This window comes from Peribacillus sp. Hz7, from assembly GCF_042136355.1.
Lineage (GTDB): Bacteria > Bacillota > Bacilli > Bacillales > DSM-1321 > Peribacillus > Peribacillus asahii_A.
This window is the reverse complement of record NZ_JBHHJV010000044.1, coordinates 1-12578: the sequence shown is the minus strand read 5'-3', so window position 1 is coordinate 12578 and position 12578 is coordinate 1. Positions and strand designations below refer to the sequence as shown.

Annotated in this window: 11 protein-coding genes, 5 tRNA genes and 1 rRNA gene; 2 read left to right on the top strand and 15 right to left on the bottom strand. The window is 37.7% G+C overall.

Translation table 11 applies throughout. The annotated features are described in order from the left end of the window. The 3 genes from ACE199_RS23170 to ACE199_RS23160 all read right to left on the bottom strand — a co-directional run. Nucleotides 1-95, bottom strand: a 16S ribosomal RNA gene (locus ACE199_RS23170); the annotation flags it as partial. Nucleotides 96-540: 445 nt separating this feature from the next. Further along, nucleotides 541-768 (bottom strand): DUF1648 domain-containing protein, encoded by a 228-nt coding sequence (locus tag ACE199_RS23165; RefSeq protein ID WP_375351879.1) that lies wholly within the window; start codon nucleotides 766-768, stop codon nucleotides 541-543. Nucleotides 769-1212: 444 nt separating this feature from the next. After that, nucleotides 1213-2202 (bottom strand): alpha/beta fold hydrolase, encoded by a 990-nt coding sequence (locus tag ACE199_RS23160; RefSeq protein WP_375351877.1) that lies wholly within the window; start codon nucleotides 2200-2202, stop codon nucleotides 1213-1215. Between the two features lie 290 nt (nucleotides 2203-2492). Here ACE199_RS23160 and ACE199_RS23155 point away from each other — a divergent pair, with 290 nt between their 5' ends. Next, nucleotides 2493-2789 carry a methyltransferase domain-containing protein gene (locus ACE199_RS23155; RefSeq protein WP_375351875.1) on the top strand — a complete coding sequence of 99 codons (297 nt, stop codon included), beginning with the start codon at nucleotides 2493-2495 and terminating at the stop codon, nucleotides 2787-2789. Further along, entirely contained in the window at nucleotides 2735-3178 is a 444-nt protein-coding gene (locus ACE199_RS23150) for a class I SAM-dependent methyltransferase (RefSeq protein ID WP_375351873.1), read from the top strand. The genes ACE199_RS23155 and ACE199_RS23150 overlap by 55 nt, the downstream gene beginning before the upstream one ends. Before the next feature lie 383 nt (nucleotides 3179-3561). Here the strand turns inward: ACE199_RS23150 and glmS are convergent, their stop codons facing one another. From glmS to ACE199_RS23090, 12 genes are all read right to left on the bottom strand, one after another. Then, on the bottom strand, nucleotides 3562-5364 hold the full coding sequence (gene glmS / locus ACE199_RS23145) for a glutamine--fructose-6-phosphate transaminase (isomerizing) (RefSeq protein WP_375351871.1): 1803 nt from the start codon (nucleotides 5362-5364) through the stop codon (nucleotides 3562-3564). A 548-nt stretch (nucleotides 5365-5912) separates the two neighbouring features. After that, nucleotides 5913-7262, bottom strand: coding sequence for a phosphoglucosamine mutase (glmM, locus tag ACE199_RS23140; protein WP_375351870.1), 1350 nt, complete (start codon nucleotides 7260-7262; stop codon nucleotides 5913-5915). A gap of 56 nt (nucleotides 7263-7318) precedes the next feature. Beyond that, nucleotides 7319-8683 carry a CdaR family protein gene (locus tag ACE199_RS23135; RefSeq protein ID WP_375351868.1) on the bottom strand — a complete coding sequence of 455 codons (1365 nt, stop codon included), beginning with the start codon at nucleotides 8681-8683 and terminating at the stop codon, nucleotides 7319-7321. Continuing rightward, nucleotides 8676-9500: a diadenylate cyclase CdaA gene (gene cdaA / locus ACE199_RS23130; protein ID WP_127758695.1), complete on the bottom strand. Its 825-nt coding sequence runs from the start codon at nucleotides 9498-9500 to the stop codon at nucleotides 8676-8678. Before cdaA ends, ACE199_RS23135 begins: the two co-directional genes overlap by 8 nt. 153 nt (nucleotides 9501-9653) lie before the next feature. Next, on the bottom strand, nucleotides 9654-10289 hold the full coding sequence (locus ACE199_RS23125) for an anti-sigma factor family protein (RefSeq protein WP_375351867.1): 636 nt from the start codon (nucleotides 10287-10289) through the stop codon (nucleotides 9654-9656). A gap of 16 nt (nucleotides 10290-10305) precedes the next feature. Further along, complete coding sequence (gene sigW, locus ACE199_RS23120) at nucleotides 10306-10869, bottom strand: RNA polymerase sigma factor SigW (protein ID WP_252288308.1); 564 nt, start codon at nucleotides 10867-10869, stop codon at nucleotides 10306-10308. Between the two features lie 183 nt (nucleotides 10870-11052). Continuing rightward, on the bottom strand, nucleotides 11053-11955 hold the full coding sequence (rocF, locus tag ACE199_RS23115; RefSeq protein ID WP_375351865.1) for an arginase: 903 nt from the start codon (nucleotides 11953-11955) through the stop codon (nucleotides 11053-11055). 137 nt (nucleotides 11956-12092) lie between these two features. Further along, nucleotides 12093-12168: transfer RNA gene (locus tag ACE199_RS23110), tRNA-Ala, on the bottom strand. A gap of 17 nt (nucleotides 12169-12185) precedes the next feature. Beyond that, a tRNA-Gln gene (locus tag ACE199_RS23105) sits at nucleotides 12186-12260 on the bottom strand. A gap of 35 nt (nucleotides 12261-12295) precedes the next feature. Continuing rightward, a tRNA-Tyr gene (locus ACE199_RS23100) sits at nucleotides 12296-12379 on the bottom strand. Nucleotides 12380-12394: 15 nt separating this feature from the next. Then, a tRNA-Thr gene (locus ACE199_RS23095) sits at nucleotides 12395-12470 on the bottom strand. A 7-nt stretch (nucleotides 12471-12477) separates the two neighbouring features. Then, a tRNA-Val gene (locus ACE199_RS23090) sits at nucleotides 12478-12553 on the bottom strand. Nucleotides 12554-12578: the final 25 nt, after the last annotated feature.

Sequence of the window (12578 nt, the reverse complement as noted above, 5' to 3'; positions counted from 1 at the left end):
ATCTCAGGGAGCAAGCTCCCATTGATTCGCTCGACTTGCATGTATTAGGCACGCCGCCAGCGTTCGTCCTGAGCCAGGATCAAACTCTCCGATAGAATTTGACTTGCTCATGTTGCACTTTTTAATAGTGTGTGCTCACTTTAAAAATTAACGTTGGCGTTTCTGTTTTGTTTAGTTTTCAAAGAACTAGTTTGTCTTGCTGACAAGAATTGATTATACGCTTTTATTTTCAATTCGTCAATTGTTTTTTTGAAATATTTTTCTTAACAATTATTGAAAATAAAATTGTTTTTTCAATACAACGACTTTTTATAGAAATTAACAGAACTTCTTAGCCGGTTTTTATATAATACTATATTGATATATATAAATCAATACTTAATTTCAAAATACTTTAATCTGCCGCAGAGCAGTCTCCTGCAGATTTCATATAAGGAACAGATTGAATTATATAAAAAAGCTATGATTAAGACTCTTCCTTGTTGCCTATCCCCTGCTCGTCTTCTATATAAAATACGTGAACCATTGCTCTCTTCCATATCATTGAATCCTTTTTTGCTTTATTATTCCTAACACAATTGGAATACCCATTCCAATAATTGTTACAGGCAAAAACCATTGACTAAAGCCGCTAAGTAACTCCCATTTAGAACCCCAACGACCTACCTCACCGAGAGCATTATAATGTGCAGGTACTTCTTCTGGAAGTGTACCCCAAATAATAATTAAAAAAATAAGGGATCCAAGGTAAGTGGAAAATCCAATCATATCCCAAACTCACTCACTCTTTGTCTTTGAAATATTTAATTTCGGCCGCTCCCATGAATATGACACAATTTCACTCTCCTTATTCTACCGAGTAATCCATATTTCTTAGGAAATATTCTATTTATTTTTCAAATGACTTTATCGTCATTTAACAATATATCCTCATCATACAGGAATTAAAAAAATAAGAACAATTCATAATGTTATACACATTATGAATTGTTCTTATCAAGATTTATTTTAAAGCTTTTGTAGCTTTGAAATAAAGTTTAATCAAAAGCACCTCACAAACCGGTATTTTGCGATAAATAAAAAGAATCCATTTTGAAAAAAATTTGATCATTTCTGTGATTCTTATTCCATTAAAGTGCCCGATTGTTGAATACCAAAACAATTTTTATTAGCTATGATTTCTTTGAAGAAAAAGGTATTCCCATTAATTTATTAATTAATAGTGATTGATTCTGTAAACTCATTAATTTCTTTGCTCATTTCCTTATAACGAGTCCAATGAAGATAATGATGTCCCTGTAAAGTAACAATTTTACTAGCAGGGTAATTCGTTAACTGTGTTTCATAAAAAGTTACATTATTTTTACCTTCTTCTGTTACTTTCTCTTCTTTCGTAGTGAAGAATAAAACTGGCATATTAGAAGAGAATTTCATATCAACGGTTTTGTTAATATTACTATTTATTTCGTTCGCTTCATCAACTACATTTTTGTTGTTGCCTTTCCAGGCAGAGATTGCTTTTGTCATCTTTAGATTTTCTTCTGTATAAATACCTTCTTCAGCTATCGGAAGGAAATTGTCCGGAATCAAATACAATGCCAATCTTGCAATTCCTGTTGGTGCCATAAAACCGAAATATTGTGGCATCGCAGGAGCAGCTTCACCAAAATAATTCAACGCTTTTGGCAACGTTGGATCTATTCCTATAATGGCTTTCACTTCTTCTGGGTATGTATTGGCATAATACATACTATAGATTCCCGAAATGGAATGCGGCATCAATATGTATGGACCTTCTATGTTCAATTTTTTGAGAGCAGTTCTTATTTCCTCCACTATATTTTCCACTGTCCGTTCCTTTTTGGTTATATCACTCCATCCATATCCAAAAGGCTCTACCACTACTACCTTATTATCCTTTGCCATTTCATTGATTAAAGGTTCAAAATCCAGTGCTGGTGCTGCAGTTCCATGCCCACTTAATAAAACGATTGTATGATCCCCATTTCCCTTTGTGTAGACGTGCATATTATTCTCATCTACTCCAATTAATTGACCTATTGCTGGATACTTATCTTTTTCATATGCAGTCATAATATTGCTAAAAATGACCCAAACAACCAGTGCGGCTACTATAGCTATTAACATATTCCTTATAAAAATCCAAAATCTAAGTTTCTTTTTAGTTTTTATGATTTTCACTTCTTCCTATGACCTTTTTAACTTCATTTTATCTTGCGAATGAATTCCTTATAATGAGCCTGGGATATATTTCAATCTAAGTCTTGAGGCTTATTATAATTCTGCCATGTTACTATGAGTGCAAAAAATTTCTTCAAATTCTATTATATGAATCCAATTTTCATTAAATTGCTATTCAATAACTATTCGTTATCAATTTTCAATATTTTTGTTATTTTTCATTACATACTAGATATTTTACAATTGGATTATTCTAGTAATAAATTAAGAGGTCTTAGGGGGAATGGATTATGGATACCACTATTAATAAGGTAAAAGAAAAGTTTAACCAAAACGCACTTCAATATGATAATCAACGAAGGAAGTTAATTCCTTGCTTTGATGACTTTTATTCAATTCCAATATCAATTATCGAGACATCCAAGGAAACACCAAGGGTTTTAGACATAGGGGCTGGAACAGGGCTATTTTCTTCCTTTATAAAAGAAAAGTTTCCGAAAGCAAAAATTACACTAATCGATATTCCGAAAATATGTTGGAACAAGCTAAGACTCGTTTTAAAGAAGATGACTATATTGACTATCTAATTGCTGATTATTCTGAGCATAGATTTGAAGATAAGTTCGATATTGTGGTATCTTCACTTTCTATACACCACTTAACAGATGAAGCAAAAAAGAAGTTGTTCGATAATATTTACTTCATATTGAATTCTGATGGGATTTTCATAAATGCTGACCAAGTACTCGGCCATACACCCTTTATAGATTCTATGTATAAAAATGATTGGAAAAATAAGATAAATATGAGTGGTTTAACGGGTAGCGAGATTCAGGCAGCATATGAGCGAACAAAGCTTGATAAGATGACTACACTAGATAATCAAATTAATTGGTTAATAAATAGTGGTTTTAAAGATGTAGATTGTGTCTATAAATACTTTAATTTTGTCGTATTATTCGCTAGGAAGTATTAGTCCAAACACACTAATGACCCCTGGACATCTACTGTTCAGGGGCTTCTCTTTTCTATATGGAATAATCCTTTTTAAAAAATAGAATAAAAAAACATTTTACACCATCTTAATCTTCAACTAAATCCTATAATTGAGTTGCTTAAAGCTTCATTTTACTTTCTGATAATTCCTTCCTTTACTCAACAATCTGGCCCTTTAACGGAATAACTTATTGTCACTCAACAGTTCCTCAATTGATCTTTCAATTCAGATGTTCTTTTTCCTTTCACTATAAAAACACCCCTTTAGATAAAAATATCCAAAGGGGTAAAACGGTACATCTTTTTTTATAAACGGTACGACTTTATTTTAAATCCACAGCTATAACTAATCTCATACCCCTATTACTCAACTGTCACACTCTTCGCCAAATTACGCGGTTTATCCACATCGCATTCGCGGTGAAGTGCTGCGTAGTATGCAATGAGTTGGAGAGGGATTACAGAAATAAGCGGTGTTAATAGTTCATGCACTTTTGGAATAACAAAACGATCGTCTTCTTCTTCCAATCCCTTCATAGAAATAATACATGGGTTCGCACCACGAGCGGCAACCTCTTTCACATTTCCACGAATGCTTAAGTTCACACCTTCTTGCGTTGCAAGCGCAACAACCGGTGTACCTTCTTCGATTAATGCAATCGTGCCGTGTTTTAACTCTCCACCAGCAAAGCCTTCTGCTTGAATATATGAGATTTCCTTTAACTTCAATGCCCCTTCTAAACCTACATAGTAGTCTAAAGAGCGGCCGATAAAGAAGCAGTTACGTGTCACAGATAAGAATTCACGAGCAATAGCTTCCATTTCTTCCTTCGAATCACAAAGAGCAACCATAGCTGTTGCTACCATTCCAAGCTCTTTTACAAGATCGAAGTCTATCTCCTCATTGCGGAACTTTGCCACTACATTAGCTAAGATAGCAAGTACCGCTACTTGAGCTGTATAAGCTTTTGTAGACGCTACTGCAATTTCTGGACCTGCATGTAAAAGTAACGTAAAGTCCGCTTCACGAGAAAGCGTAGAGCCTGGTACATTTGTAATCGTAAGAGCTTTATGGCCTAACTCCTTAATTGCCACAAGAACGGCACGGCTATCCGCCGTTTCACCACTTTGTGAAATGAAGATAAATAACGGTTTTTCTGATAAAAGCGGCATATTGTACGTAAATTCCGAAGCCACATGCACTTCTACTGGAATTTTCGCCATTTTTTCAATGAACTGCTTACCAATTAAACCAGCGTGATAACTTGTTCCACAAGCAACGATATAGATGCGGTCCGCTCCGCTTACAGCTTCTGCAATATTGAAGTCAATCATAAGCTCATCGTTTTCATTTTGGTAAGCTTGAATAATTTTACGAATAACAGCTGGCTGCTCATCGATTTCTTTAAGCATATAGTGCGGATACGTTCCTTTTTCAATATCACTCGCATCTAGCTCTGCTGTATAGGGTTCACGTGAAACCTCTTCATTGTTTAAGTTTTTAATCGTTACATCTTCTTTTGTCACAACGACCATTTCTTTATCCATTAGTTCTAAAAATTGATCGGTTACTTGCAACATTGCCATTGCATCAGAAGCGACTACATTAAAGTCCTCACCCACACCAATTAATAATGGGCTTTTATTTTTTGCTACATAGATGACCTCAGTATTCTCAGCATCTAATAACGCTAGAGCATAAGAGCCTTTTAATAAGGTTAATGTATGACGAAATGCTTCCTCAACATTTCTTCCTTCGTTTACGAATTTCTCAATTAATTGAACAATTACTTCTGTATCTGTATCACTTTTAAACGTTACATCTTGTAAATACTCACGTTTTAAAATCGCATAGTTCTCAATAACTCCATTATGAACAAGTGTAAATCTTCCTGATGCACTTTGGTGCGGATGCGCATTATCTTGACTCGGTACACCATGAGTTGCCCAGCGCGTATGTCCAATTCCTGTATGTGCTGACACATCTCGGTCCACTTCAGCACGTAAATCCGCAATACGGCCTTTTTCTTTAAAAATGGTTACACCTTCTTCATTTTTAACAGCAATACCTGCTGAATCATATCCACGATATTCAAGCTTTTCTAAACCTTTTAATAAAATCTCCTTCGCATCTTGAAGGCCAGTATAGCCAACGATTCCACACATAGTGATGTTCCTCCAAACCGGTTGGAGGAGGTAAGCATGTATCAGACGGGCTTTGCACATACTTACCCCCTCACCTCATTATTTTTTAAATTTTACTGTTTGTGCATTTTCCACCCTTTGTGCAGCAAGTTGCCCCGCTGTTTTAAGATGAAAATTACGACGGTTGTGCACATTCAACCGGGAGGCATCCGCCGATTGTTCGATAAACCTCCCCCTCGTCAACTAAGCCATCGTTTCGTCCAGACTTAGTTCAGGCGCTTGTAAAACTACTATATTATATTATTACCTTTCCCCTCCTCCTGCTTTTTAATTGACAAATATTAGAAAGCATAGAAAACAGGATAAGCATATCGTAAACAAAACTAAACAAAAGGTCAATCTTATATTACTTTTTCACCTCATAAAATGACTTAAGGAGCATTCATTTTCCATAATCTCTAATTTGATCTAAAGTGATTCTTTTGAACCATATAACATAAAAATATGCATAGAAGGCAAATTTGTGCCTCTTATGCATATTTTTAAAACATATCTTTGTAAAAATTTTCTTATTCAGCCAATCCCATTTCAACTTGTACAACAGTGACGATTCGATCAACATAGCGTGTACATTCTTCAGAAGTCGGGGCTTCTGCCATAACACGCACAAGAGGCTCCGTTCCTGATGGTCGAACTAAAATACGTCCGTTTCCATTCATCTCCGCTTCCACTTCTCGAATGACTCCTTGCACTTTTTCATTCGCTGTAACACCATGTTTATCGCTCACACGTACATTCACAAGTGTTTGTGGATACTTCTTCATTTCGCCAGCTAATTCAGATAACGGTTTCTTCGTTTCACTCATAATATTAACGAGTTGTAAACCGGTTAATAAGCCATCTCCTGTTGTATTATAATCTAGGAAAATAATATGACCTGATTGTTCTCCCCCTAGATTGTAGCCGCCCTTTTTCATTTCTTCAACAACATATCGGTCTCCAACAGCCGTTTGTGCGCTATTTACACCATGTTCCTCTAATCCTTTATAGAAACCAAGATTACTCATTACCGTCGAAACAACTGTGTTATGTTTCAAACGATTTTGTTCCTTTAAATACTTGGCACAAATATACATAATTTGATCGCCATCTACGATATTTCCTTTTTCATCAACAGCGATAATGCGATCACCATCACCATCAAATGCCAGTCCTACATTCGCACCTTTTTCAAGAACAAAGGAAGCCAATGCTTCTGGATGCGTCGAGCCCACACCTTCGTTAATATTTAAACCATTTGGTGAAGCCCCCATTGTCGAAACATCTGCATCTAAATCGGCAAATAAATGTGTCGCAAGAGAAGATGTCGCACCGTGAGCACAATCCAAAGCAATATGAATACCTGTAAACTCTTCATCCACAGATTGTTTTAAGTACTGAATGTATTTTTGGCCACCTTCGAAGTAATCATTGACATGTCCTAGATCTCCACCAACTGGACGTGGCAGCTCATCTTGTTCTGAATCAAGCAGCGCTTCTACTTCTGCTTCCTGCTCATCTGTCAGCTTAAACCCATCTGGTCCGAAAAATTTAATCCCATTATCCGCAACTGGGTTATGCGAAGCAGAAATCATGACACCTGCTTCAGCACTTAACGCTTTTGTTAAATAGGCCACACCAGGGGTTGAAATGACTCCTAAGCGCATTACTTCGGCACCAATAGATAATAAGCCTGCTACCAGTGCGCCTTCTAACATATGGCCAGAAATACGCGTATCACGTCCGATTAAAACTTTCGGAGTTTCGGCATGCTTCGTTAATACATACCCGCCAAAACGACCTAACTTAAATGCTAATTCAGGAGTTAACTCGCTGTTCGCCACACCCCTTACTCCATCTGTACCAAAATATTTACCCATCTAAAATCGCTCCTTCTTTGAATCGTTTCTATTGTATAAACGCCTGTAAGCGTAGACTATGTTTCTTCCTTTTGAGTAATGGAGACTGTTGCGGTTGATGATGAGAGTTCCCATTCCACATTGTCAGGTACTTTAACAGATAACGGTACATCATGCTTACCTTCTGTTAATTGACTAACATCTGCCGTCACGACTATGTCATTCACTGTTATATTCTTTAAGTATTGGCTAGCTCCCATCAGCGTAATATCCGTCGTTTTAGGTTCTACCTCTACTTCCTGATTCTCATCCAACCCAGTAATCCCAATTATGAGGTTAGTTAGTTTTTTAGATTCAACCGCTACCTCTTGTTCTTCTTCTTGCTGCTCCTGTGGCTCCTGCGTTTGTTCCTCTTCGTCAGGTTCTATTTGTTCTTCTTGTTCTTGATCTTCTTTTTCTTTTTCTTTTTCTTCTTCATCCACTACATGATCCGTTTGGACTTTCACTTTAACCGTGCTTACTGACATTTTCTTCACATCATCAGGCTGTGGCAGTTTGACCTCTAATTCCGTATTGCCGGTCACTTTTGAAATATCAACATCTACATTAATATTGTTAATGTTTTTTAGATCCTCTTCTTTTCCGTATACCGTTACCTCTTTTGGATTAACTGATAAACTCTTAATTTGAATTCCATCTTTGGCCTTCCCTTTTTGAACAGCATTAATTTTAACTGTCTTAGATGGTATACTAATCGGCAAAGTAACGTTAACACTTGCTGGTTCAATAACGACATCCAGATTATTTAAATTGCGGTCTAAAGCTCGAACAGTTGCTTTACCGTTTACTGTCTCTTTAACACCTTTATTTAAACCAATCATGGCTTTCACATAAGAAATTTGTTCAATCGTTTCCTTAGCCCCCGTAACTTTTACTGTTTGTGGACTAACGGTCGGCGGTTCTGCTGAGTATCCATCGGCTAACGCAGAGGGGTCATATTCAGCTTCAACTGGGAATTCTTTCGTGACCCTCTCTTGAATGTTCACTTCGACATACTCCGGCTCAATTGTTGCCACTAGTTTTTCATTTAGATCGCTAATTTTAAACGTTACAGTTCGACTTCCTATCGTAATATTGGGGTCAGAAAGATCGACATACACTTTGAAGTCACGTTGATTTTTCGCAGCTGTAACAAGTGCCTTAGCCCCTTTCAAGGTCACATCAACATTATCAGGCATACCGCTGACAACCAGGTTTTCCATGTCATAGTACACTTCAACCGGGACGTTCTCAATCGTCTCCGTAGCGATATCAGGAGAAGTTGAAAATCCAATTGACTTTTTATCAGACTTCAACTCAAAGTTCGCTGAAATAAACAGTAAAACAGCAATCACAAACGACGCGATTCTAACAAACCATTTATTCGCCATGAGTTTATCCATTCTTCTTCCCCCTCCAGCTCAAGATTCCTGAGGAAGTAGGCTTGTTTTTATTTAATACAAGTTCATTTATCAGCATTTCTTTAAATGCATCCTGATCTAAATTACGATACAGCTCACCATTTTTAGTCAGTGAAATACTCCCTGTTTCTTCCGAGACAACAATGGTTAAACAATCGGTTACTTCACTAATACCAATTGCCGCTCGATGACGTGTACCTAATTCTTTCGAAATAAAAGGACTTTCCGATAACGGCAAATAACAAGCCGCTGCAGCCACTCTATTATCTTGTAGGATTACCGCACCATCATGAAGCGGGGTATTGGGAATAAATATATTAATCAATAGTTCCGACGTAATATGCGATCCAAGCGGAATACCTGTTTCAATGTAGTCGCTTAAACCGGTCCCTTTTTCAATTGAAATTAAAGCTCCAATCCGTCTTTTTGCCATATAGGCAGAAGCTTTCACAATTTCTTCTACCAAATGCTCTTGCTCATCCTCTTCTGGCATATTATTTCGTGAAAAAAGGCTTCCTCGTCCTAACTGTTCAAGAGCACGTCTTAATTCTGGTTGAAAAATAATCAAGATAGCCAAAACCCCCCAGGTCATAACCTGTTCCATTAACCACCCTAACGTATTTAAACCAAGCAAACTACTCAAGCTGCGCACAACCACAATAACAAAAATTCCTTTTAACAGTTGAACAGCCTTTGTCCCACGAATAATGTTAAATATCTTATATATTAAAAACCAAACGAGGAAAATATCTAATAAATTTACTACGTAATCCCAAAATGTTAAATCGGGTAATGCCATATTATTTCCTCCAGTCAATAAAACACTTAACCTATGTAAGCACAAATATCACGAACCTTTTTAGTATACCATTTTCCATATCATAATCCTAAATTTAATACAATCGGAAAAGGCAAATCCACCTGAAGCACTAGCTTCAGGCAGATTCGCTACCTAGTTCTCCTCGCCTGATTTTTCTCCTGCTTCTGGGTACACAATAGACTTCACTGTATGTTTTATCTTAAACCATAGCCATTCAAAAGCTTGATCGATTTCTTCAATCTGCCCCGTAACATTCCCGGCTGCAGCCATATATTGTTGACCATTGATAACAGTCACATCACCATCCACTTGACCTTCAATACGAATGTCCCCATTTTGGACAACGATATCTCCCTCAACGGTCTTCCCCTCTGGAACAATGACAGTTTCACCTTCTACAATTAAATTCGGTTGCTTCGATACAGAAAATCGTTGATCTTCATTATAAGTCGAAAAAACGGAACCTGTCATAAGTAAAACAAACAAGGACGCTGCTGTTAAAAGTGGATGTTGCTTAAACCAGCGCTTGGCCCCTACTTGTTTTTTCTCCTTAGGAAGTTGGGCCATAACTCTAGCTGTAAAGTCATCAGGTGCTTTAATATGGGACGTGCTTTGTACGAGAGCAACTGCCTTTTTCATCTCATGAAAATACTCTCGACATTCAGAACAGGTTTGTAAATGACTCCGTAAAATTTCTTGATGCTCTGACGTAATGTCTTCATCTAAATAATCGTGCATATATTCAATGATATCCTCATGGCAATTCAAAATACTCACCTTCTTTTTAAAAATGGCGCAGTTGTTTTCGCAAAGCTTCACGACCGCGATGTATCCTCGTTTTGACTGTACCGACTGGTAAATCCAATATGTCGCTAATTTCCTTCAATGATAGTTCTTCAATATATTTCAAAACGATAACCGATCGATATTTTTCTGGCAACTTTGTGATTTCTGCCTGAATAGATTCTTGAAGCTCTAATGATGCCACTTCCTCTTCTGGCTTCAATGTATCTGAAGCAATCTGCGAATACATATTCAATCCCTCTGTACCAGCTACTTCAGCATCTAAATGATAATCTGGCTTCTTCTTTCGAAGTCGATCAATACAGAGGTTCGTTGCAATTCGATATAACCATGTTGAAAATTTCATGTTAATCTTAAAGCTATGGATATTTACAAAGGCCCTCACAAACGCTTCTTGAGCTAAATCCTCTGCTTCATGCCTATTCCCCAGCATCCTAAAGCAAAGTTGAAAAACTTTATCCTTATATAGTTCAACAATTTCTCCAAATGCGTTTTGATCCCCTTTTAGAACTTGATTAATTCTTTTTTTTATAAGTGCTTCCATCCTGTTTCTACCCCCGCTCATGCGGCTATACGATAAGTACGAATCGTAAGCTAAAAGGTTTCAAAAATTTCCCCATTTTAATTTTAACAAAGTTTTTACCAGTCTGTTCAATAAAATACAAATGAACGAACATAAAAAAACAGCAACTTCATGACTCGGAAGTTACTGTCCTCTTAAACTAACTTATAAAAGCTTTTCTCCTAACAGCGAGCCCATCAACGCGACTGCAAGTACTGCCGTTTTATTTCGTTCATCTAAAATCGGATTTACCTCAACTAACTCTGCAGAAGTAACTAATTGAGACTCTGCCAACATCTCCATGGCTAAATGACTTTCCCGATAACTAACCCCTCCATTAACAGGTGTCCCTACCCCTGGGGCATCTGCGGGGTCTAGCGCATCTAAATCTAGAGATAAATGAACGCCGTCTACTCGCTCACTTAAGTATGTAATACATTGCTCCATAACTGTCGCCATTCCTAAACGGTCAATTTCATGCATCGTATAGACTTTAATTCCTTTTTCCTTAATCAACTTCTTCTCGCCTTCGTCAAGCGATCGAGCGCCAATAATCACAATATGTTCTGGCTTAACCTTAGGCGCATACCCTTGTATATTGACTAAATCTGGATGACCAAGCCCTATACTAACAGCTAGCGGCATTCCATGTATATTACCAGAAGGGGAAGTTTCCTCTGTATTTAAATCTCCATGGGCATCAAACCAAATTACACCTAAATTTTGATAATGCTTTGCTACCCCAGCCAAAGTGCCGATACCAATGGAGTGATCCCCTCCCAACACAAGCGGAAATGAATGATTCTTCATAATTTCATCTACTTTATCTGCTAATAATCGATTTACCTCGGTAACAACCGGTAAGTTTTTTAAATTAGAGTGTGAAGGAATTCTATTAGCAGTGCGACTAATGATAATATCCCCCAAGTCTTCCACTTCAAGTTGCAGATCCTTAAAACGCTCAACAATCCCAGCATACCGGATCGCGCTTGGCCCCATATCTACCCCTCTTCGTGTTTGACCAAGATCCATAGGAACACCGATTAATGATATTTTCTCTATATTCATCCCATCTCCCCCTCTTTTCCATTTTATAACTGAAAAGATAAATGGTTCAACTTAACAAATTGATGTATAAAGATACAAACACAAAAAAGTCTTAAACTATATTAGTTTAAGACGAAATTATGGTGTTATGTAGTTAATGGTGGAGCCTAGCGGGATCGAACCGCTGACCTCCTGCGTGCAAGGCAGGCGCTCTCCCAGCTGAGCTAAGGCCCCATATGAAATTTAAAAAATGGCTGGGCTAGAAGGATTCGAACCTTCGCATGACGGAATCAAAATCCGCTGCCTTACCGCTTGGCTATAGCCCAATATATGAATAAAAAACGCCTATAATTTTATAAGATGGTGGAGGGGGGCAGATTCGAACTGCCGAACCCGAAGGAGCGGATTTACAGTCCGCCGCGTTTAGCCACTTCGCTACCCCTCCATATATATGTGGGAATGGTGCCGGCAAGAGGACTTGAACCCCCAACCTACTGATTACAAGTCAGTTGCTCTACCAGTTGAGCTACACCGGCATATAAATGGTGGAGGATGACGGGATCGAACCGCCGACCCTCTGCTTGTAAGGCAGATGCTCTCCCAGCTGAGCTAATCCTCCAAAATGGTGACCCCTACGGGATTCG